Raw genomic sequence first — 21,124 nt, 5'->3', positions numbered from 1 at the left:
ATGCACCATTAATATTGTCTATTAAATTCGTTTGTTGTTAGTATATGAGGGTGTTGATTTCCTAAAATATATTGGTAAATATAATCATAAACTAATACACTTTTGACATAATTTCGAGTTTCATTAAAGGGAATACTTTCAATAAATGCGATAGCATCAAGTTTTCCATTACTATTATTCAACCATTTTTTTACTCGGCCAGGACCAGCATTATATGCCGCCGAGGATAAAATACGATTGTTATCATTTTGTAAATAAACGCTATTTAAAAAATAAGTGCCTAACTGTATATTCGTTGTCGGTTCAAATAGTTGGCTTGGTGAATAATAGGTAATATTACTGATTTTTTTGGCTGTTTCCTTAGCTGTTGATGGCATTAATTGCATTAAACCACTGGCTCCAACTGGAGATTGTATCATTGTGTCAAATGCACTTTCTTGCCGAGTTATTGCTAAAGCATAAGATAATGGAATCGCTTTATCTTTCAAGGCATCATTATATAAGTTTTTATACATAATAGGTAGGCGTTCAGTCCAATTATCCCATAATTTACCTGATATTGTTGCTTGTATACTTAGTTCTCCCCAACCTTTCTGATAAGCGTATTTAGCTAAATCTAAATATTCATTTTCTGCTGCTTGGTTTTTAAGTACATATCGCCATTCTTGTTTTGACTCCGCTAACATGCCTAATAATCTTAATTCTTTGATTCTAATCACATATGGTTGCTGGTCATACTTGGTTTTTAGTGTATTGACTTCTGTACTCGGGATCTTTTTCGATAAATTATTGATACTATATGGTTGATTAAGAGTTTGTGCACTTACCATTCCATAAAAACCACGTTTATTAGTTAAACTTTTTAAGATATGTTTTGCTTCATTAGTTTTATTGTTATTGAGTAATACCCGAGCGTGCCAGTATTGCCACTCTTCTTTTAATTGATCTTCTGGGGTTAATTGTTTTAGCCAATGTGCAATATCTTTGTAATTATTAGCATCAATAGCCATGCGAATACGTTTTTCAACTAAAGTTGAATCGTGACTTTTGCTAATATAATTATCCCGCCATTTGATCTGTTCTGCGGTTGCTGAATCACTAAAATAACTATTGGCTAAACTTTGTTGTAATCTAATTTGCTCATCATCAGTGAAATTTTGTTTTTTAATTAGTTGTGGTAATAATGTCGCAGCCGCATTTTTGTCGGCTTTAACTAACCGAGGGTAAGATGCTAAGACAATTTTTTGGGTGAAGGTACTCGTTTTAATATTTCTAGAAAAATCTTCTATTTTTCGCGGGTTATCAAAAATAGCTAATAAATGATTTTTGGTTGTTTGATAGTTATCATCTAGTAAATTAGTTAAATGGCGAGCTAACTTTAAATTGTTGTTTTCCAGAGCTAATTCTATGCGTAACAAAATAAGATTTGTTGTGCGTTTACCACTTTTTGACCATTCATCTAATAAAGGATCACAAGCTGAAGGCAATTCTTTACCCGTTAACCATAGAGATTCGACATTATCTAACACAGATTTGTCTTGATGTTGCTGTATTTTTGCATACTGTTGTCGGCAATTAGAGGCAATAGAATTATCTATAGGAAAAGTGATAATAGCATTCCAGTCTTGACGATTAGCCAGCTCAGTTATATAAGCTTGAGTTAATGACGATGTTAATGGGAAATCGTGATATTTTTTTGCAAAATCACTCACTGCTTGTGGTGTTACTGTTGTAATATTATTTTGAAAAAATTGCACGGCAGCATAAGGGTATAGTGGATAGTTTTTTAATTGTTTTAGTAATGTTTGTTGTTCATCAAAAGTTAATGATTGATAAGTATTTTGCCACTTTTGATAATTTTGTCGCAAATCATTCAAAGTAGGCTCCGCAAACACACTTCTAGCCCAAAGTATGCTTAATATCAAACACCAACGTATTACTAAATTCATTCTTAAACTCCTGTATCAAATTAGCTTATTAGATTAGCATATTCCCGTATATTTCGTCGATGAAGAACTGATAACTTAATTCCCACTAAAATAGTCAACTAAATACTTGACTAAAAGTAAAGGATATATAAAATATTTACTGTTAAATATAGGGGAATGATTAATGAAATTGACATCAAAAGGGCGATATGCAGTGACAGCTATGTTAGATGTAGCACTGCATTCAGAATCAGGCCCTGTTTCACTTGCTGATATTTCAGAACGTCAGGAAATCTCACTATCTTATTTAGAACAACTGTTTTCGCGATTGCGTAAAAATGGTTTAGTTTCAAGTGTTAGAGGTCCTGGTGGTGGTTATGTACTTGGCCGTAGTATGGAGCAAATTGCGATTAGCTCAATTGTAAAAGCTGTTGATGAAACTGTTCATGCGACTAAATGCCACGGTAATACCGGATGTCAAAACGGTGTAAGATGCCTTACCCATAGCTTATGGAATGACTTAAGTGAACGAATCAATGATTTTTTGACCAGCATCACTTTAAGCGAATTGGTTAATAATCAAGAAGTGAAAGCCGTCTCTAATCGACAAAGTCATCTTCATCAAAACAGAATTAATTAAAAATACAGAATTTGTAATTGGGAGTAATTAATGAAATTACCTATTTATATGGATTATGCAGCAACAACGCCTGTAGATCCAAGAGTAGCTGAAAAAATGATGCAGTATTTAACACCCGATGGTGTTTTTGGTAATCCCGCTTCTCGTTCACATAAATTTGGTTGGCAAGCAGAAGAAGCAGTTGATATTGCACGAAATCAAATTGCTGACTTAATTGGTGCCGATTCACGTGAAATTGTATTTACTTCAGGTGCGACAGAAGCAGATAACTTAGCCATTAAAGGTGCGGCACATTTTAATCATGCTAAAGGTAAACATATTATTACCTGTAAAACTGAACATAAAGCAGTGCTTGATACTTGTCGTCAATTAGAACGAGAAGGTTATGAAGTGACTTATTTAGCACCAGAATCAAATGGTATTCTTGATCTTGATAAACTGGCTGCAGCGATGCGTAATGACACAACTGTTGTATCAATTATGCACGTTAATAATGAAACTGGTGTTATTCAGGATATCGAAAAAATCGGTGAAATGTGTCGTGAAAGAGGTATTGTATTTCATGTTGATGCAACTCAAAGTGTTGGTAAATTACCGATAGACTTAACCAAATTAAAAGTTGATCTTATGTCGTTTTCTGGACATAAGATCTATGGACCAAAAGGCATTGGTGGACTTTATGTTAGACGTAAACCGCGAGTACGTATTGAAGCCCAAATGCATGGTGGTGGACATGAACGCGGTATGCGTTCTGGTACTTTACCGGTACACCAAATTGTGGGTATGGGTGAAGCATACCGTATAGCAAAAGAAGAGATGGCAACAGAAATGCCACGTCTTTTAGCACTAAAAACTCGTTTATGGAATGGATTAAAAGATATTGAAGAAGTCTATCTTAATGGTTCATTAGAGCATGGTGTGGCTAACATTTTAAATGTAAGTTTTGCTTATATTGAAGGTGAGTCGCTCATGATGGCGCTGAAAGATTTAGCAGTATCATCTGGTTCAGCATGTACTTCTGCAAGTTTAGAACCATCTTATGTATTACGAGCGCTAGGACTTAATGATGAACTAGCCCATAGTTCAATAAGATTTTCATTTGGTCGATTTAGTACTGAAGAAGAAGTAGATTATGTAATCAAATTAATCAAAGATTCTATCGGTAAATTAAGAGATCTTTCTCCGCTTTGGGAAATGTTTAAAGATGGTGTTGATTTAACAAAAATTAAATGGTCAGCCCATTAAAAATTAGGAGTAAATTATGGCATACAGTGAAAAAGTCGTCGATCATTATGAAAATCCTCGCAATGTTGGTTCTTTCGATCAAAATGATCCAAATGTTGGTAGTGGTATGGTTGGTGCACCAGCATGTGGCGATGTAATGCGATTACAAATTAAAGTTAATGATGATGGCATTATTGAAGATGCCAAATTTAAAACTTATGGCTGCGGTAGTGCAATTGCCTCAAGTTCATTAGTGACTGAGTGGATTAAAGGTAAATCATTAGATGAAGCTGAAGCAATCAAAAATACTGATATAGCAAAAGAATTAGCTTTACCTCCGGTTAAAATTCATTGTTCAATTTTAGCTGAAGACGCCATCAAAGCAGCAATTGATGACTATAAAACTAAAAAAGGACAACGTTAATGGCAATTACATTAACTGATAGCGCAGCAAATCGAGTTCAGGCCTTTTTAGCTAACAGAGGTAAAGGTGTTGGGCTTCGGTTAGGTGTTAAAACTTCTGGCTGTTCGGGAATGGCTTATGTAATAGAATTTGCTGATATTATTAATGATGATGATAGTGTTTTTGAAGATAAGGATGTCAAAGTTATCGTTGACAAAAAGAGCTTAGTTTATATTGATGGAACAGAGCTTGATTTTGTCAAAGAAGGTCTAAATGAAGGCTTTAAATTCAATAACCCTAACGCTAGCAATGAATGTGGTTGTGGCGAAAGCTTCAATGTTTAATGGGACATGAATTGTGATTAATTACTTTGAATTATTTCAATTACCAATCCAATTACCTATTGATAGTGGTCAGTTAACGGCCAATTATCAACAATTGCAACGTCAATATCATCCCGATAACTTTGCCAATGCAAATGATAATGAAAAAGTGGCCATTATTCAGAAATCAGCGATGATCAATGATGGTTATCAGACCCTGAAAAATCCGATAAAAGCGGCTGAATATTTTTTATCTTTGCAAGGTTTTGATGTGGCAACAGAGCAAAATATTATTCATGATGCTGATTTCTTAATGGAACAATTTAGTTTACGTGAAAAATTGGACGATATTGAAAATCAGAATAATATTGATCTGTTAGATGATTTTCATTCGGAAATTTCGCATCGAAAAAAGCAAGTCTATCATCAGCTATTGCAACATATGTCCCAACAAGATTGGCAAAGTGCAGTTAATCAAATCTATAAAATCCGTTATCTGGCTAGATTGATTGAACAGATCGAAAAGTTACAAGATAAGCAATTTGCTTTATAATTTAAGATTAAGTAACACATCAACTAGAGATAGATCAAATGGTATTATTACAGATTAGTGAACCGGGACAAACACCAGAACCTCATCAACGTCGATTAGCTATTGGCATAGATCTAGGTACAACTAATTCTTTAGTGGCAACAGTTCGTAGCGGGCAAGCGGAAGTTTTGCCTGATTTAGACGGTAATGCATTATTACCATCTGTTGTGCATTATGGCCTAGACCATGATGATAATACTATTATTACGGTCGGTAAAAATGCTAAAACTAATGCAGCCAATGATCCATTTAATACGGTTAGTTCCGTAAAACGCTTAATGGGAAGGAGCTTAACTGATATTGATAGTTCGCGCTTTCCTTATACTTTTTCACAAACTGATAATGGTGTTCCTTTATTAAATTTACCTAATCAACAAGTTAATCCAGTACAAGTTTCAGCTGAGATTTTGATTGCTTTGGTTGATCGAGCTAAACAAAGCTTAGGTGGTGAGATTGATGGTGCAGTAATAACAGTTCCAGCTTATTTTGATGATGCGCAAAGACAAGCAACTAAGGATGCAGCTAAATTAGCCGGATTACATGTTTTAAGATTACTGAATGAACCAACAGCTGCTGCTATCGCTTATGGCTTAGATTCAGGTAAAGAAGGTGTTATTGCTGTTTATGATTTAGGTGGTGGTACATTTGATATCTCTATTTTACGCCTACATAAAGGTGTATTTGAAGTTTTAGCAACTGGAGGCGATTCAGCACTTGGTGGTGATGATTTTGACCGATTACTTGCTGATTTTTTAAAAACACAGTTAGGTTTAAATAACAATTCTGACCCATATATAAACCAGAAAATTATTGATGAAGCTGTTAAAATTAAAATTGCACTAAGTCAGCAAGATTCTGCTTTAGTCAATATAGAAGGGCAGTCTTTCACAATAACTCGTAAACAATTTGAAGGCTTAATTGAGCCTCTAGTTAAACGAACATTGGCTGTTTGTCGCCGAGCGTTGAAAGATGCGCAAATTGATTTTGATCAAGTTAGTGAAGTAGTGATGGTCGGTGGTTCAACTCGAGTGCCATTAGTAAGGCAATTAGTTGGTGACTATTTCAAGACAGAACCATTAACGTCGATTGATCCTGATAAAGTTGTTGCTATTGGCGCAGCAATTCAAGCTGATATATTGGTTGGCAATAAATCTGATTCAGACATGTTATTGCTGGATGTTATTCCTTTATCATTAGGGATTGAAACTATGGGGGAATTAGTTGAAAAAATTATTCCTCGTAATAGCACAATTCCATGCGCTCGAGCACAAGAGTTTACCACATTTAAAGATGGCCAAACGGCGATGATGATTCATGTTTTGCAAGGTGAACGAGAAAGTGTTGCCGATTGCCGTTCGTTAGCAAAATTTACTTTGCGAGGGATCCCTCCTATGCCAGCAGGTGGTGCGCATATTCGAGTTACCTTTCAAGTCGATGCTGATGGTTTATTGAGTGTTACGGCAATGGAAAAATCGACAGGAGTTGAGGCGGCGATTCAAGTTAAGCCTTCTTATGGACTGTCTGAACATGAAATTGCTAGCATGATTCAAGATTCAATCAATTATGCAAATCAAGATAAACAACTAAGAAAGCTCGCCGAACAGAAAGTAGAGGCAGCCAGAGTACTTGAAACATTACAATCTGCACTAGATAAAGATGCTGATTTATTAGATGAAGAAGAACTTAATCTTATCTTGAATGCTAAACAACAACTGCAACAAGCAACGGAATCTGATGATTGTTCTTTGATTGAGCAGCAAATAAAGATTGTTGATAACGCAACACAAACATTTGCTGCTAAACGTATGAATAGATCAATACGTGATGCCTTAACTGGGCATAGCGTTGATGATATTTAACCAATGAGATTATTATGCCAAAAATTACCTTTTTACCAAATGCCGATCTTTGCCCTGAAGGAAAAACTGTAGAGGCAGAAGAAGGCGAATCCATTTTAGAAGTCGCTTTGCGCAATGACATCGAAATAGAACATGCTTGTGAAATGTCTTGTGCATGTTCAACTTGTCATTGTATTGTTCGAAAAGGATTTGACTCACTTGAAGAAAGTGATGAACAAGAAGATGATATGCTAGACAAAGCTTGGGGTGTCGAGCCTCATAGTCGTTTAAGTTGCCAAGCTAGGGTGACCAATGAAGATCTTGAAGTGGAAATCCCAAGATATAGCCTAAATCATGCTAAAGAAGATCATTAATTAGTCGCCTTGATGGCGACATCATTCTGTAAAAACCCCTTTCCTCAAATTTTTTGCTTGTGATAATTATCACATTTTCTTTACCTAATTTACTTAACTGCTTTTAACTTAATAACGATTCTGATATAGTCGTAGTCTAAACATATGCTTAAAAATAAACAGGTGTTTATGAATAAAAGAGAAAAGCAGATCCTCACGATTATTCGCAAAGATCCCTTCATCCAACAACAAGCGATTGCTGAAATGTTAGGAATTACCCGTTCTAGTGTCGCTGGTTACATTATGACTTTGACTCAAAAAGGTTATATAAAAGGAAAAGGTTATCTTTTGTCTGAACATAATCATGTAGTTGTTGTTGGTTCTTGTAACATGGATGTGACTGGATATTCAGATGAAAAATTAGTTTATCAAGATTCTAATCCAGGTAAGATTCGTTGTACTCCTGGTGGTGTGGGGCGAAATATTGCTGAAAATTTGGCGCTTTTAGGACTTGATACCCATCTTATCTCAATGATCGGTGATGATTTTTATGGTGCCCAGCTTATTGAACATACCCGAAAAGCAGGTGTTAATATGGAGCATTGCCATGTAATAAAAGGCGATAGTACTTCAACTTACCTCTCTCTGCTTGATGAATCAGGAGAAATGGTGATAGCTATTAATGATATGGATATTATTAACAAGCTAACACCAAGTTTATTAAATGAATCTAAGCAGTTAATTCAGCATGCTAAATTACTGGTTATCGACTGTAATTTGCAACAAGAAGCATTAACATGGCTGTTTAATAATGCAGGAGAAGTGCCTATTTTTGTTGATACTGTATCTGCATTTAAATCTCATAAGATTAAACCTTGGTTGTCATATATTCATACTTTAAAACCTAACCGATTAGAAGCTGAAATTTTAAGTGGAATAAAAATCGAAACCAATGACGATATTCCTAAAGTGGTTGACTGGTTCCATCAGCAAGGTGTGCAACGAATTGCAATTAGTGCTGGTGCTGATGGTGTTTATTATAGCGAAATCAATGGTGATCGTGGTTGGTCTGCATCCATTCCAACTGATATTGTCAGCGTTACTGGTGCTGGTGATGCCATGCTTGCAGGGCTTGTTCAAGGTTACTTGAATGGACTGAGTTTTTATCAAAGTGTGCGATTTGGTCAAGCTTGTTCGGCATTAACATTATCATCTGAATTTACTAATAATCCTAATTTATCAATTAATTGTGTTCAAAATATTTTGGAGTCCCTTTCATGAACAATGTGTCTAAATATAATCAATATCTTGATATTTCGCCTGAAGTTAAACAAGCTCTTGAAAATAATCAACCGGTTGTGGCATTAGAATCTACCATTATTTCACATGGTATGCCATATCCACAAAATGTTGAAACGGCATTAAAAGTAGAAGAAATTGTCAGAAAAAATGGCGCGATACCTGCCACTATTGCTGTAATTAATGGTCGTTTAAAAGCTGGTTTGTCAAAAGAAGAGATAACAATTCTTGGTAAAGAAGGATTAAATGTAACTAAAGTGAGTCGTCGAGATTTACCAGTAGTTGTAGCTAATAAACAAAATGGTGCAACTACCGTTGCAGCAACTATGATTATCGCTGAATTAGCCGGTATTCGTGTGTTTGCAACCGGTGGTCTAGGTGGTGTTCATCGTGGGGCAGAACATACATTTGATATTTCAGCCGATCTCCAAGAACTTGCGAATACTAGTGTTGCAGTTGTTTGTGCTGGTGCTAAATCAATTTTAGATTTAGGTTTAACTATGGAATATCTAGAAACATTTGGTGTTCCTGTGGTTGGCTATCAAACTGATAAACTACCATCATTCTTTAGTCGAACCAGCCCATTTGATGTTAGTGTCAAACTAGATAGTGCAAAACAAATAGCTGAAATGATTAAGGTAAAATGGGATTTAGGCTTAAATGGTGGAGTTGTAGTTGCTAATCCTATTCCATCAGAATATGCAATGGATGAAGAGTTAATTTCAACAGCAATTGAAAAAGCATTAAAAGAATCAGTTGAACAAGGCATTAAAGGTAAAGAAACTACCCCATTTTTATTGGCAAAAGTGGTGGAATTAACTGGTGGTGATAGTTTAGAAGCAAATATCAACCTAGTCTTTAATAATGCAAAATTAGCTTCTGAAATTGCGATGAATTATTGCAATAGTAAATAAATTTAATGCAAATAAAGATTGTATTTTGTAATCTAAACTGCTTTTAAATAATGAAACAGCATCACTATGATTACTGTTTCATTATTAGCTAATCAATTAGATAATTATACACAAGTTTTTATAATTACTCCTTGCATTAGCAAATAAATCCCGTATAATTGTCGCACTTTGTTTGCTGATTGTTCAATAAACAAATGCGTAAAAAGATATAGTCTTTATGTAAAAATATTGAATTATATCAACAATATCCCCGATTTGGGGGTTACGAAAAGAACGGATTACACTCTCCTGTCAATCGAAACAGGGCAAGAGGAGTAATCTTTTGTTATAACTTTTAAATAGTGGAGCTCTGGTCTCATGTCGAACCAAAGAATCCGTATCCGGTTAAAAGCGTTTGATCATCGTTTGATTGATCAATCAACTGCTGAAATTGTAGAAACTGCGAAGCGCACTGGCGCACAAGTTCGTGGTCCTATTCCATTACCGACACGCAAAGAGCGTTTCACAGTATTGATTTCTCCGCACGTTAATAAAGATGCGCGTGATCAATATGAGATTCGCACTCATAAACGTCTAGTTGATATTGTAGAGCCAACTGAAAAAACAGTTGATGCTTTAATGCGTCTAGATCTTGCTGCCGGTGTTGATGTGCAGATCAGTTTAGGTTAATCCTAAGCTGAATGATTGAGAGGTCGAAACAATGATTGGTTTAATCGGTCGTAAAGTAGGAATGACACGAATCTTCACCGAAGAGGGTGTTTCTATTCCTGTCACCGTAGTTGAAGTTCAAAGCAACCGCGTTACTCAAGTTAAAACACTTGAAAATGACGGTTATCAAGCTATTCAGGTTACTACTGGCAGCAAAAAAGCAAGCCGCGTAAACAAACCTGAAGCAGGTCATTTCGCTAAGGCTGGCGTTGAAGCTGGTCGTGGTCTATGGGAATTCCGTTTTGAAGAAGGCGAATATACTGTAGGTCAAAGCATTAACGTTGATATTTTCGCAGACGTTAAAAAAGTTGATGTTACTGGTACATCTAAAGGTAAAGGTTTCGCTGGCGTAACTAAACGTTGGAATTTCCGCACTCAAGATGCTACGCATGGTAACTCTTTGGCACACCGTGGTCATGGCTCTATTGGTCAAAACCAAACTCCAGGTAAAGTGTTCAAAGGTCGTAAAATGGCAGGTCACTTAGGTAATGAACGTGTAACTGTTCAAAACTTAGATATTGTACGTGTTGATGCTGAACGTAACCTTTTATTAATTAAAGGTGCAGTACCAGGCGCGATCAATAGTGACGTAATTGTTAAACCGGCAATCAAGGCTTAACGTCGAGGAGATAGAGATGGAATTAGTAGTAAAAGACGCGCAAGCGCTTTCTGTTTCCGAAACTACCTTCGGACGTGAGTTTAATGAAGCGTTAGTTCACCAAGTAGTTGTTGCTTATGCATCTGCTGCTCGTCAAGGCTCTCGCGCACAAAAAACTCGTGCAGAAATCGCTGGTTCAGGCAAAAAACCATGGCGTCAAAAAGGCACAGGTCGTGCTCGTTCAGGTTCTATTAAGAGCCCAATCTGGCGTAGTGGTGGTGTAACATTTGCAGCAAAACCACAAGATCATAGCCAAAAAGTTAACCGTAAAATGTATCGTGGTGCATTAAAGAGTATTTTCTCTGAATTAGTGCGTCAAGAACGTTTAATCGTGGTTGAAACATTTACTGTTGAAGCACCTAAGACTAAATTATTAACTCAGAAATTAAATGACATGAACCTAAAAGATGTTCTAATCATTACCTCTGAAGTTGATGAAAATCTTTTCTTAGCAGCACGTAACTTATATAAAGTTGATGTGCGTGATGTGGCAGGTATTGATCCAGTTAGTTTGATTGCATTTGACAAAGTGGTTATCACTGTTGATGCCGTTAAACAAGTAGAGGAGATGTTAGCATGATTCGTGAAGAGCGTCTGCTTAAAGTCCTGCGAGCACCACATGTTTCTGAAAAAGCATCTATTTCAATGGAAAAAACAAATACATTAGTATTGAAAGTTGCTAAAGATGCTACTAAGAGAGAGATTAAAGCCGCAGTTGAACAACTATTTGAAGTCAAAGTAGATGACGTTAATACTCTTGTTGTTAAAGGCAAAGTAAAACGTCGTGGTCAACAAATCGGTCGCCGTAGCGACTGGAAAAAAGCTTACGTTACTTTAGCAGAAGGTCAAAATTTAGACCTTGCTGGCGTCGCTGAGTAATTCGGAGGAGTAAGAACAATGGCAGTTGTTAAGTGTAAACCTACATCTCCGGGTCGTCGCCACGTTGTTAAAGTGGTTAACCCAGAGTTGCATAAAGGTAAGCCTTATGCACCGTTGCTTGATTCAAAAAGCAAAACTGGTGGTCGCAATAATAATGGTCGTATCACTACCCGTCATATCGGTGGTGGTCATAAACAACATTATCGTATTGTCGACTTTAAGCGTAATAAAGATGGTATTCCAGCAGTTGTTGAACGTTTGGAATATGATCCGAACCGTAGTGCAAATATTGCATTGGTTCTATATAAAGACGGTGAACGTCGTTATATTTTAGCGCCTAAAGGCTTAAAAGCAGGTGATCAGATCCAATCTGGTGTTGATGCAGCGATTAAAACAGGTAACTGTTTACCGATGCGTAATATTCCAGTAGGTTCTACCGTGCATAATATTGAAATGAAACCAGGTAAAGGCGGACAACTTGCTCGCTCTGCTGGTAGTTATGTTCAAATCGTTGCGCGTGATGGTGCTTATGTAACATTACGTCTACGTTCAGGTGAAATGCGTAAAGTATTATCTGATTGCCGCGCCACTATCGGTGAAGTGGGTAACTCAGAACATATGCTTCGCGTACTAGGTAAAGCGGGTGCAACGCGTTGGCGCGGTGTTCGTCCTACTGTTCGTGGTACAGCAATGAACCCGGTAGACCATCCACATGGTGGTGGTGAAGGTCGTAACTTTGGTAAACATCCTGTGTCTCCATGGGGTCAAAAAGCCAAAGGATTGAAAACGCGCAGCAACAAACGTACTGATAAGTATATTGTTCGCCGTCGCAATAAGAAATAATTAATATAGAGGATTAGCTATGCCACGTTCTCTCAAGAAGGGTCCTTTTATTGACCTACACTTGCTGAAGAAGGTAGAGAAAGCGGTGGAAAGCGGGGACAAGAAACCAATTCGTACTTGGTCCCGTCGTTCAACGATCTTTCCTAACATGATCGGATTGACCATCGCTGTCCATAATGGTCGTCAGCACGTTCCTGTTTATGTTTCCGACGAAATGGTTGGTCATAAATTAGGTGAATTCGCGCCGACTCGTACTTATCGCGGCCACGCTGCGGATAAGAAAGCTAAGAAGAAATAAGTAGGAGAAAGAGATGGAAACAATTGCAAAGTACCGCCACGCTCGTTCTTCTGCACAAAAAGTTCGCTTAGTTGCAGATCTTGTTCGCGGTAAAAAAGTGTCTCAGGCACTTGATATTTTAACGTACACCAATAAAAAAGCGGCTGTACTTGTTAAAAAAGTATTAGAGTCTGCTATTGCTAATGCAGAGCATAACGATGGTGCTGATATTGATGATCTAAAAGTTGCGAAAATTTTCGTAGACGAAGGCCCAACCATGAAGCGTATTATGCCTCGTGCAAAAGGTCGTGCAGATCGAATTTTGAAGCGTACGAGTCACATCACCGTGATCGTCTCAGATCGCTAGGCTGGAGAATAGCAATGGGTCAAAAAGTAAATCCAAATGGTATCCGACTAGGCATCGTCAAGCCTTGGACATCTACATGGTATTCGGGTACAAAGACATTCGCTGATAATTTAGAAAGTGATTTTAGAGTGCGTGAATTCTTGAATAAAGAGTTAGCACAAGCATCAATCTCTAAAATTGTGATCGATCGTTCAGCAGAAACTAACGTTCGCATTACTATTCACACTGCTCGTCCAGGTATTGTGATTGGTAAAAAAGGTGAGGACGTTGAGAAATTACGTAATGCCGTAGCTTCTATTGTCAATAAATACAAAGACAAAAAAGAGAAACGTGATGTTGCAGTACAAATTAATATTGCTGAAGTTCGTAAACCAGAACTAGACGCAAAATTAGTTGCTGACAGTATTACTTCTCAGTTAGAACGCCGTGTTATGTTCCGTCGCGCAATGAAACGTGCGGTACAAAATGCAATGAAGGCGGGTGCTAAAGGTATCAAAGTTGAAGTAAGTGGTCGTTTAGGCGGCGCTGAAATTGCTCGTAGTGAGTGGTATCGTGAAGGTCGCGTACCATTACATACATTAAGAGCGGACATCGACTATGGTTTATCAGAAGCATTGACAACCTATGGTATTATTGGTGTTAAAGTGTGGATCTTCAAAGGTGAGATCCTTGGTGGTATGGCTGCCGTTGAACAAGCAGAAAAACAACCTGCTGCTCAACCGAAAAAGCAGCGCAAAGGCCGAAAACAATAAGGAGCGTCGCTGATGTTACAACCAAAGCGTACAAAATTCCGTAAAGTGCACAAGGGCCGCAATCGTGGTCTTGCTGTGAGTACTGATGTAAGTTTCGGTACATTCGGTCTTAAGGCTGTGGGTCGTGGTCGTTTGACTGCGCGCCAGATCGAAGCAGCACGTCGTGCAATGACTCGTGCAGTTAAGCGTCAAGGTAAAATCTGGATTCGAGTTTTCCCTGATAAACCGATTACTGAAAAACCACTTGAAGTGCGTATGGGTAAAGGTAAGGGTAACGTTGAATACTGGGTTGCTCAGATTCAACCAGGTAAAGTCCTTTATGAAATGGACGGTGTACCGGAAGAAGTTGCTCGTGAAGCATTTGCGTTGGCAGCTGCAAAACTGCCAATTAAAACCACCTTTGTGATTAAGACGGTGATGTAAATGAAAGCAAAAGAGCTACGCGAAAAAAGCGTTGAAGAGTTAAATACTGAACTTCTTAATTTATTACGTGAGCAATTTAACTTACGTATGCAATTAGCTGGAGGTCAGTTAACACAAACTCATATGTTAAAACAAGTGCGTCGTAATATTGCACGAGTTAAAACGTTATTAACTGAGAAGGCGGGTGCGTAATATGACTACTGAAGTAAAAATTCGTACTCAGCAAGGTCGTGTTATTAGCGACAAAATGGATAAATCTATTACTGTAGCTATTGAACGTAAAGTGAAGCATCCGTTATATGGTAAGTTCATTAAACGTACGACTAAATTGCATGTACATGATGAAAATAACGAGTGTGGTATTGGTGATACTGTAGAAATCAAAGAGTGTCGTCCATTATCAAAAACCAAATCTTGGACTCTTGTTCGAATCGTTGAAAAAGCAGTTAGCTAATCTTTATTGATTAAAAACTGTACATAATATAATAAACGGCTTACCGGCCGTTTATTTTATGCTATCCATTTCATTTGAGTGGTGTTATACTATGCGCCCTCACGTAAGTGGGTTTTTGGTTGTCTATTCTTATCCATGGTAGTTGAGGTGGATGAAGGTAGATTAGACAATAATTAATTTATACGGAGCATTAAAATGATCCAAGAACAGACTAGGCTCGATGTTGCTGATAACTCTGGCGCACGTAGCGTAATGTGTATCAAGGTTCTCGGTGGATCGCATCGTCGTTATGCAGCGGTAGGTGATATCATCAAAGTTACCATTAAAGAAGCTATTCCACGTGGTAAAGTTAAAAAAGGTGATGTACTTAAAGCTGTGGTGGTGCGCACTCGAAAAGGTGTTCGTCGTCCTGATGGATCTGTCATTCGTTTCGATCGCAATGCTTGTGTTATTTTAAATAATAACAGTGAGCAACCGATTGGTACGCGTATTTTTGGACCGGTCACTCGTGAACTTCGTTCTGAGAAGTTTATGAAGATCATTTCATTAGCACCAGAAGTACTGTAAGGAGCGGGTAATGGCAGCTAAAATCCGTCGAGAAGATGAAGTTATCGTGTTAGCCGGTAAAGATAAAGGTAAACGCGGTAAAGTAAAAAGTGTTTTGTCTACTGGTAAAGTGATTGTTGAAGGTATCAATTTGGTGAAAAAACACCAAAAACCAGTACCTGCATTAAATCAAGAAGGTGGAATTGTTGAGAAAGAAGCGCCAATTAACGTTTCTAACGTAGCAATTTTTAACCTTGATACAGGCAAAGCAGATCGCGTAGGCTTTCGTTTTGAAGACGGTAAAAAAGTCCGTTTTTATAAGTCTACTAATAAATTAATCAATTAAGTAATTTGGAGTGTACGATGGCGAAACTGCATGATTACTACAAAGCACAGGTAGTAAATAAACTGCAAGAACAGTTTGGCTACAAATCTGTCATGCAAGTCCCTCGGATCGAAAAGATCACCTTGAATATGGGTGTGGGTGAAGCAATTACTGATAAGAAATTATTAGATAATGCTGTTGCAGATTTAGCAGCAATCAGTGGTCAAAAACCACTAGTCACTAAAGCACGCAAATCAGTTGCTGGTTTTAAAATCCGTCAAGGGTATCCTATTGGTTGTAAAGTCACTTTACGTGGCGAACGTATGTGGGAATTTTTTGAACGTCTAGTTTATATTGCTCTTCCTCGTACTCGAGATTTTCGTGGTTTAAGCGCAAAATCTTTCGATGGTCGTGGTAACTATAGCATGGGTGTTCGTGAACAAATCGTTTTCCCTGAAATCGATTATGATAAAGTTGATCGTGTTCGTGGTTTAGATATCACTATCACAACAACTGCACAATCTGATGAAGAAGGCCGAGCTTTATTATCTGCCTTTAACTTCCCATTTCGTAAGTAAGGTAGGGCATAATGGCTAAACAATCAATGATTGAACGCGATAAGAAACGCGTAAAGCTAGCAGAAAGATATTTTGCAAAGCGTCAAGAATTAAAAGCGATTATCTCTGATCTTAATGCATCAGATGAAGATCGTTGGAATGCAGTGCTTAAATTGCAAACGCTTCCTCGTGATTCTAGTCCATCACGTCAACGTCGTCGTTGTCGTCAAACCGGTCGTCCTCATGGCGTCCTTCGTAAGTTTGGTTTAAGCCGTATTAAGGTTCGTGAATCAGCCATGCGTGGTGAGATTCCTGGTCTTAAAAAGGCAAGTTGGTAATCAGGGGAGTGTTATAGATGAGCATGCAAGATCCTATAGCAGATATGTTGACCCGCATTCGTAACGGTCAAGCTGCGAATAAAGTTGCAGTCACCATGCCTTCCTCTAAGCTAAAAGTGGCAATTGCCAATGTGCTAAAAGAAGAAGGTTATATCGGCGACTATAAAGTAGTTGGTGACACTAAACCAGAATTGGAAATCACCTTAAAATATTTCCAAGGTAAGGCTGTAGTAGAAAGTATTAAACGTGTTAGCCGTCCAGGTTTACGTATTTATAAACGTAAAGATGAATTACCAAAAGTAATGGCTGGATTAGGTATTGCAGTTGTTTCTACTTCTAAAGGTGTTATGACTGATCGTGCAGCACGCCAAGCAGGCCTTGGTGGTGAAATTATCTGCTACGTAGCGTAAGGGAGAAAAAAATGTCTCGTGTTGCAAAAGCACCTGTCGTTGTTCCTGCTGGCGTAGAGGTAAAACTCAATGGTCAGGTAATTACGATTAAAGGTAAAAATGGCGAGTTATCTCGCACTATAAATAATGCTGTTGTAATTAATCAAGAAGAAGGTCAAATTAAATTTGCACCTCGTGACGGTTTTGCTGATGCTTGGGCTCAAGCAGGTACAGCTCGTGCATTGATTAATGCAATGGTAGTTGGTGTTACTGAAGGTTTTACTAAAAAACTTCAGCTAGTTGGTGTCGGTTATCGTGCACAAGTTAAAGGTAATACAATTGGTTTATCTCTTGGATATTCACATCCAATTGATCATCAATTACCTGCAGGTGTAACAGCTGAATGTCCTTCACAAACTGAAATCATTCTGAAAAGCGCTGATAAACAGTTGATTGGACAAGTAGCTGCCGATATCCGTGCTTATCGTCGTCCTGAACCTTATAAAGGTAAAGGTGTTCGTTACGCAGATGAAGTTGTGCGTACTAAAGAAGCTAAGAAAAAGTAAGGTAACACTATGGATAAGAAATCAGCTCGTATCCGTCGTGCAACTAAAGCGCGTCGTAAGATGCATGAACTACTTGCAACTCGCTTAGTGGTTCACCGTACTCCGCGTCATATTTATGCGCAGATTATCGCACCAAACGGATCAGAAGTACTGGCAGCGGCTTCAACAGTAGAAAAAGCTATCAGTGAAAGTTTAAAATACACTGGAAATAAAGATGCAGCAGCAGCAGTTGGTAAAGCAATTGCAGAACGCGCATTAGCGAAAGATATAAAAGAAGTTTCTTTTGATCGTTCAGGTTTCCAATATCATGGTCGAGTTCAGGCGCTAGCAGATGCTGCTCGCGAAGCTGGCCTACAGTTCTAAGGTAGGAGTTAAAGATGTCAAACATCGAAAAACAAGCTGGTGAACTGCAGGAAAAACTAATCGCAGTTAACCGAGTTTCTAAAACCGTAAAAGGTGGTCGTATTTTTAGTTTTTCTGCACTAACAGTGGTTGGTGACGGTAATGGCCGCGTTGGTTTTGGATATGGTAAAGCACGTGAAGTGCCAGCAGCAATCCAAAAAGCAATGGAAAAAGCACGTCGTAATATGATTAACGTTGCTTTAAATAACGATACTTTACAGCATCCAGTTAAAGGTGCTCATACAGGTTCTCGTGTTTACATGCAACCAGCATCAGAAGGTACAGGTATTATCGCCGGTGGTGCAATGCGTGCTGTATTAGAAGTTGCAGGTGTTCGTAACGTTCTAGCTAAAGCATATGGTTCTACTAACCCAATAAATGTGGTTCGTGCGACTATTGATGGCTTAGAAAATATGAAATCTCCAGAAATGGTTGCAGCTAAGCGTGGTAAAACCGTCGAAGAAATTTTGGGGTAATTAGCCATGGCAAAGACAATTAAAATTACACAAACTCGTAGTTCTATTGGCCGTCTACCGAAGCATAAAGCGACGTTAGTTGGTTTAGGATTACGTCGAATTGGTCATACTGTTGAACGGGAAGATACACCAGCAATCCGCGGTATGGTAAACCAAGTTTATTACATGGTTAAAGTTGAGGAGTAATAGTAATGCGTTTAAATACTCTATCTCCTGCTGAAGGTTCAAAGCATGCTTCTAAGCGTCTTGGACGAGGAATTGGTTCTGGACTAGGTAAAACTGGTACTCGTGGTATCAAAGGTCAAAAATCTCGTTCAGGTGGCGGCGTTCGTCGCGGCTTCGAAGGTGGTCAAATGCCTTTATATCGTCGTTTACCAAAATTTGGTTTTACCTCACGTAAAGCTATGGTAACAGCACAAGTTCGTCTTTCTGATTTAATGAAAGTTGAAGGCGATATTGTTGACCTAAATAGCTTGAAAGTTGCTAATGTGATTAATTCACAAATCGAATATGCAAAAATCATGTTATCTGGAGAAGTTACAAAACCAGTAACAGTTCGTGGTATTCGAGTAACTAAAGGTGCTAAAGCTGCAATTGAAGCTGCTGGCGGAAAAATTGAGGAATAATTAGAAAGATGGCAAAGCAACCAGGATTAGATTTTCAAAGTACACGAGGCGGTAGTGGTGAGCTTAAAAGGCGATTATTATTTGTGCTTTTAGCGCTTATTGTTTTCCGTCTTGGTTCTTACGTTCCGGTTCCTGGTATTGATACTAAAGCGTTATCGGACTTACTACAAGCATCATCTAATGGTATTGTTGGTATGTTCAATATGTTCTCTGGTGGTGCTTTAAGCCGTGCTTCAATTTTTGCTTTAGGGATAATGCCTTATATATCTTCATCAATTATTGTGCAGTTATTAACGGCAATTAATCCTAAATTAGCAGAATTGAAGAAAGAAGGTGAATCAGGTCGTAAAAAAATCAGTCAGTATACCCGTTATGGCACATTAGCTTTAGCGTTTGTACAAGCAGTTGGTATTGCGACTGGTTTACCGAATATTCCTGGTTATAGTCATGTTGTTATTAACCCAGGATTTTCTTTCTATTTTATTGCATCGATTAGCTTAGTTACTGGCACTATGTTTCTTATGTGGTTGGGTGAGCAAATTACAGAACGCGGTGTAGGTAATGGTATTTCAATCATTATCTTTGCTGGTATTGTGGCAAGCCTTCCTCATGCTATATATGAAACAATTGAACAAGCTCGTTCTGGTAATTTGCATCCGATTTTATTATTAGTAATTGCAGCATTAGTGGTTGGAGTGACTTATTTTGTTGTTTTTGTTGAACGTGGTCAGCGACGTATCGTTGTTAATTATGCTCAAAGACAACAAGGTCGTCGTGTGTATGCCGCACAAAGTACTCATTTACCATTAAAAATTAATATGGCAGGTGTTATTCCTGCAATATTTGCTTCAACAATAATTATGTTACCATCAATGATGGCTTCTTGGTTTCAAGGTAATGGTGAAGGATGGAGATACATCTTTGTTCTAATTGGACAATATTTTTCTCATGATCAGCCGTTATACATAATCTTTTTTGCAGCTGCTATTATTTTCTTCTGTTTCTTTTATACAGCATTGGTTTTTAATCCTAGAGAGACAGCAGATCAGTTGAAAAAATCTGGTGCATTTATTCCAGGTATCCGTCCAGGTGAACAAACATCGAAGTATATTGACAAAGTAATGACACGTTTAACGCTAATTGGCGCTATTTACATTACTTTTGTATGTTTGGTACCAATGTTTATGACAAATGCAATGAAAGTTCCTGTGCAATTTGGTGGAACATCATTATTAATTGTAGTTGTTGTAATCATGGATTTTATGGCACAAGTACAGACTCTAATGATGCCAAATCGTTATGAGTCAGTGTTAAAGAAAGCGAATCTTAAAGGTTATGGCCGATAAGTTAGCTAGAAGTTACGGAGAAAAAAATGAAAGTTCGTGCTTCAGTCAAGAAATTATGCAGAAATTGTAAAATCATCAAACGCAATGGCATTGTTCGTGTTATTTGCATTGAAGGTAAACACAAACAACGTCAAGGTTAATATTATTTAACTTTGAAATTGAACTTTGCATATTTTACTTGCCAAAGTATAGTAAAGCTGGCTAGAATAGCCAGCCTAAAATTTTTTTGTAGATCCACTGTTTGAGTATCCTGAAAACGGGCTTTTCAGTATGGTGGATTTGCTGAACGTTAATAATAAAGGAGTGCATAGTGGCCCGTATAGCAGGCATTAACATTCCTGATCAACAACATACTGTGATTGCATTACAAGCAATTTATGGTATCGGTAATACTCGCGCTAAGACAATTTGTGCTGAAGCTGGTATTCCTGAACATGTTAAGATCAGAGAACTATCTGAAGATCAGATTGAAAAGTTACGTGAACAAGTCGCTAAATTCACTGTTGAAGGTGATTTACGTCGTGAAGTAACTATGAGTATCAAGCGTTTATTAGACCTTGGTTGTTATCGTGGTGTGCGTCATCGTCGTGGACTTCCTGTCCGTGGTCAACGCACAAAGACTAACGCTCGTACCCGTAAGGGCCCGCGTAAGCCAATCAAGAAATAATTGAGGTGATA

Annotated in this window: 34 protein-coding genes; 33 read left to right on the top strand and 1 reads right to left on the bottom strand. The window is 37.9% G+C overall.

Annotation, left to right across the window (positions count from 1 at the left end; genetic code table 11):
- Positions 1 to 8: 8 nt before the first annotated feature.
- Positions 9 to 1,949, bottom strand: coding sequence for a murein transglycosylase (gene sltY / locus B6C99_RS08480; protein ID WP_086359426.1), 1,941 nt, complete (start codon positions 1,947 to 1,949; stop codon positions 9 to 11).
- A gap of 163 nt (positions 1,950 to 2,112) precedes the next feature.
- On the opposite strand from sltY, the gene iscR reads away from it, so the two are divergent.
- From iscR to rpsM, 33 genes are all read left to right on the top strand, one after another.
- The gene (gene iscR / locus B6C99_RS08475; RefSeq protein ID WP_065577890.1) at positions 2,113 to 2,568 is read left to right on the top strand and encodes a Fe-S cluster assembly transcriptional regulator IscR; all 456 of its coding nucleotides are present in this window, start codon (positions 2,113 to 2,115) and stop codon (positions 2,566 to 2,568) included.
- Between the two features lie 30 nt (positions 2,569 to 2,598).
- A complete protein-coding gene (locus tag B6C99_RS08470) occupies positions 2,599 to 3,813 on the top strand; it encodes an IscS subfamily cysteine desulfurase (RefSeq protein ID WP_065577889.1) in 1,215 nt (404 codons plus the stop codon).
- Positions 3,814 to 3,829: 16 nt separating this feature from the next.
- A complete protein-coding gene (iscU, locus tag B6C99_RS08465; protein WP_034884104.1) occupies positions 3,830 to 4,216 on the top strand; it encodes a Fe-S cluster assembly scaffold IscU in 387 nt (128 codons plus the stop codon).
- Positions 4,216 to 4,539, top strand: a complete 324-nt coding sequence (gene iscA, locus B6C99_RS08460) for an iron-sulfur cluster assembly protein IscA (protein ID WP_086359425.1) — start codon at positions 4,216 to 4,218, stop codon at positions 4,537 to 4,539. The genes iscU and iscA overlap by 1 nt, the downstream gene beginning before the upstream one ends.
- A 13-nt stretch (positions 4,540 to 4,552) precedes the next feature.
- A complete protein-coding gene (gene hscB, locus B6C99_RS08455; protein WP_158092460.1) occupies positions 4,553 to 5,071 on the top strand; it encodes a co-chaperone HscB in 519 nt (172 codons plus the stop codon).
- 38 nt (positions 5,072 to 5,109) lie between these two features.
- Entirely contained in the window at positions 5,110 to 6,969 is a 1,860-nt protein-coding gene (hscA, locus tag B6C99_RS08450; protein WP_086359423.1) for a Fe-S protein assembly chaperone HscA, read from the top strand.
- A gap of 14 nt (positions 6,970 to 6,983) precedes the next feature.
- Complete coding sequence (fdx, locus tag B6C99_RS08445) at positions 6,984 to 7,322, top strand: ISC system 2Fe-2S type ferredoxin (RefSeq protein WP_086359422.1); 339 nt, start codon at positions 6,984 to 6,986, stop codon at positions 7,320 to 7,322.
- A 168-nt stretch (positions 7,323 to 7,490) separates the two neighbouring features.
- Positions 7,491 to 8,582, top strand: coding sequence for a PfkB family carbohydrate kinase (locus B6C99_RS08440; protein ID WP_216819431.1), 1,092 nt, complete (start codon positions 7,491 to 7,493; stop codon positions 8,580 to 8,582).
- Positions 8,579 to 9,514, top strand: coding sequence for a pseudouridine-5'-phosphate glycosidase (locus B6C99_RS08435; RefSeq protein ID WP_086359420.1), 936 nt, complete (start codon positions 8,579 to 8,581; stop codon positions 9,512 to 9,514). Before B6C99_RS08440 ends, B6C99_RS08435 begins: the two co-directional genes overlap by 4 nt.
- 357 nt (positions 9,515 to 9,871) lie before the next feature.
- Complete coding sequence (gene rpsJ / locus B6C99_RS08430) at positions 9,872 to 10,183, top strand: 30S ribosomal protein S10 (RefSeq protein WP_006120582.1); 312 nt, start codon at positions 9,872 to 9,874, stop codon at positions 10,181 to 10,183.
- A 31-nt stretch (positions 10,184 to 10,214) separates the two neighbouring features.
- Positions 10,215 to 10,841 (top strand): 50S ribosomal protein L3, encoded by a 627-nt coding sequence (rplC, locus tag B6C99_RS08425; protein WP_086359419.1) that lies wholly within the window; start codon positions 10,215 to 10,217, stop codon positions 10,839 to 10,841.
- 16 nt (positions 10,842 to 10,857) lie between these two features.
- On the top strand, positions 10,858 to 11,460 hold the full coding sequence (rplD, locus tag B6C99_RS08420) for a 50S ribosomal protein L4 (protein ID WP_034902381.1): 603 nt from the start codon (positions 10,858 to 10,860) through the stop codon (positions 11,458 to 11,460).
- Positions 11,457 to 11,759 (top strand): 50S ribosomal protein L23, encoded by a 303-nt coding sequence (gene rplW / locus B6C99_RS08415; protein WP_034885052.1) that lies wholly within the window; start codon positions 11,457 to 11,459, stop codon positions 11,757 to 11,759. Before rplD ends, rplW begins: the two co-directional genes overlap by 4 nt.
- 18 nt (positions 11,760 to 11,777) lie before the next feature.
- Positions 11,778 to 12,602 (top strand): 50S ribosomal protein L2, encoded by an 825-nt coding sequence (gene rplB / locus B6C99_RS08410; protein ID WP_065561019.1) that lies wholly within the window; start codon positions 11,778 to 11,780, stop codon positions 12,600 to 12,602.
- 19 nt (positions 12,603 to 12,621) lie between these two features.
- Entirely contained in the window at positions 12,622 to 12,900 is a 279-nt protein-coding gene (gene rpsS / locus B6C99_RS08405; RefSeq protein WP_024496505.1) for a 30S ribosomal protein S19, read from the top strand.
- A 13-nt stretch (positions 12,901 to 12,913) separates the two neighbouring features.
- On the top strand, positions 12,914 to 13,246 hold the full coding sequence (rplV, locus tag B6C99_RS08400) for a 50S ribosomal protein L22 (protein WP_034884235.1): 333 nt from the start codon (positions 12,914 to 12,916) through the stop codon (positions 13,244 to 13,246).
- A gap of 14 nt (positions 13,247 to 13,260) precedes the next feature.
- The gene (gene rpsC / locus B6C99_RS08395) at positions 13,261 to 13,998 is read left to right on the top strand and encodes a 30S ribosomal protein S3 (RefSeq protein WP_034884234.1); all 738 of its coding nucleotides are present in this window, start codon (positions 13,261 to 13,263) and stop codon (positions 13,996 to 13,998) included.
- Between the two features lie 12 nt (positions 13,999 to 14,010).
- Positions 14,011 to 14,421 carry a 50S ribosomal protein L16 gene (gene rplP, locus B6C99_RS08390; protein WP_025314389.1) on the top strand — a complete coding sequence of 137 codons (411 nt, stop codon included), beginning with the start codon at positions 14,011 to 14,013 and terminating at the stop codon, positions 14,419 to 14,421.
- Positions 14,422 to 14,613 (top strand): 50S ribosomal protein L29, encoded by a 192-nt coding sequence (rpmC, locus tag B6C99_RS08385; RefSeq protein ID WP_034902373.1) that lies wholly within the window; start codon positions 14,422 to 14,424, stop codon positions 14,611 to 14,613.
- A gap of 1 nt (position 14,614) precedes the next feature.
- The gene (gene rpsQ / locus B6C99_RS08380) at positions 14,615 to 14,875 is read left to right on the top strand and encodes a 30S ribosomal protein S17 (RefSeq protein ID WP_025314391.1); all 261 of its coding nucleotides are present in this window, start codon (positions 14,615 to 14,617) and stop codon (positions 14,873 to 14,875) included.
- A gap of 195 nt (positions 14,876 to 15,070) precedes the next feature.
- Positions 15,071 to 15,442, top strand: coding sequence for a 50S ribosomal protein L14 (gene rplN / locus B6C99_RS08375; RefSeq protein WP_025314392.1), 372 nt, complete (start codon positions 15,071 to 15,073; stop codon positions 15,440 to 15,442).
- Positions 15,443 to 15,452: 10 nt separating this feature from the next.
- On the top strand, positions 15,453 to 15,767 hold the full coding sequence (gene rplX, locus B6C99_RS08370) for a 50S ribosomal protein L24 (RefSeq protein WP_065651344.1): 315 nt from the start codon (positions 15,453 to 15,455) through the stop codon (positions 15,765 to 15,767).
- Positions 15,768 to 15,784: 17 nt separating this feature from the next.
- Positions 15,785 to 16,324, top strand: a complete 540-nt coding sequence (rplE, locus tag B6C99_RS08365; RefSeq protein ID WP_025314394.1) for a 50S ribosomal protein L5 — start codon at positions 15,785 to 15,787, stop codon at positions 16,322 to 16,324.
- An 11-nt stretch (positions 16,325 to 16,335) separates the two neighbouring features.
- On the top strand, positions 16,336 to 16,641 hold the full coding sequence (gene rpsN / locus B6C99_RS08360) for a 30S ribosomal protein S14 (RefSeq protein WP_065634459.1): 306 nt from the start codon (positions 16,336 to 16,338) through the stop codon (positions 16,639 to 16,641).
- 17 nt (positions 16,642 to 16,658) lie between these two features.
- On the top strand, positions 16,659 to 17,051 hold the full coding sequence (gene rpsH / locus B6C99_RS08355; RefSeq protein WP_034902370.1) for a 30S ribosomal protein S8: 393 nt from the start codon (positions 16,659 to 16,661) through the stop codon (positions 17,049 to 17,051).
- An 11-nt stretch (positions 17,052 to 17,062) separates the two neighbouring features.
- Positions 17,063 to 17,596: a 50S ribosomal protein L6 gene (gene rplF / locus B6C99_RS08350; protein ID WP_086359418.1), complete on the top strand. Its 534-nt coding sequence runs from the start codon at positions 17,063 to 17,065 to the stop codon at positions 17,594 to 17,596.
- Between the two features lie 9 nt (positions 17,597 to 17,605).
- Positions 17,606 to 17,959 carry a 50S ribosomal protein L18 gene (gene rplR / locus B6C99_RS08345; RefSeq protein ID WP_086359417.1) on the top strand — a complete coding sequence of 118 codons (354 nt, stop codon included), beginning with the start codon at positions 17,606 to 17,608 and terminating at the stop codon, positions 17,957 to 17,959.
- Between the two features lie 14 nt (positions 17,960 to 17,973).
- Positions 17,974 to 18,474, top strand: a complete 501-nt coding sequence (gene rpsE / locus B6C99_RS08340) for a 30S ribosomal protein S5 (protein WP_025314399.1) — start codon at positions 17,974 to 17,976, stop codon at positions 18,472 to 18,474.
- A gap of 6 nt (positions 18,475 to 18,480) precedes the next feature.
- The gene (rpmD, locus tag B6C99_RS08335; protein ID WP_025314400.1) at positions 18,481 to 18,660 is read left to right on the top strand and encodes a 50S ribosomal protein L30; all 180 of its coding nucleotides are present in this window, start codon (positions 18,481 to 18,483) and stop codon (positions 18,658 to 18,660) included.
- Positions 18,661 to 18,665: 5 nt separating this feature from the next.
- The gene (rplO, locus tag B6C99_RS08330) at positions 18,666 to 19,100 is read left to right on the top strand and encodes a 50S ribosomal protein L15 (RefSeq protein WP_086359416.1); all 435 of its coding nucleotides are present in this window, start codon (positions 18,666 to 18,668) and stop codon (positions 19,098 to 19,100) included.
- Positions 19,101 to 19,108: 8 nt separating this feature from the next.
- Positions 19,109 to 20,446 carry a preprotein translocase subunit SecY gene (gene secY, locus B6C99_RS08325; RefSeq protein ID WP_086359415.1) on the top strand — a complete coding sequence of 446 codons (1,338 nt, stop codon included), beginning with the start codon at positions 19,109 to 19,111 and terminating at the stop codon, positions 20,444 to 20,446.
- 26 nt (positions 20,447 to 20,472) lie between these two features.
- The gene (gene rpmJ / locus B6C99_RS08320) at positions 20,473 to 20,586 is read left to right on the top strand and encodes a 50S ribosomal protein L36 (RefSeq protein ID WP_034884218.1); all 114 of its coding nucleotides are present in this window, start codon (positions 20,473 to 20,475) and stop codon (positions 20,584 to 20,586) included.
- 170 nt (positions 20,587 to 20,756) lie between these two features.
- Positions 20,757 to 21,113, top strand: coding sequence for a 30S ribosomal protein S13 (gene rpsM / locus B6C99_RS08315; protein WP_034884217.1), 357 nt, complete (start codon positions 20,757 to 20,759; stop codon positions 21,111 to 21,113).
- The last annotated feature ends 11 nt before the right edge of the window (positions 21,114 to 21,124 follow it).

Origin of the sequence: Gilliamella sp. N-G2, assembly GCF_002142215.1 — a bacterium.
Taxonomy (GTDB): domain Bacteria; phylum Pseudomonadota; class Gammaproteobacteria; order Enterobacterales; family Orbaceae; genus Gilliamella.
Note: the sequence above shows the minus strand (reverse complement) of the source record. Positions and strands in the feature narration are given on the sequence as shown.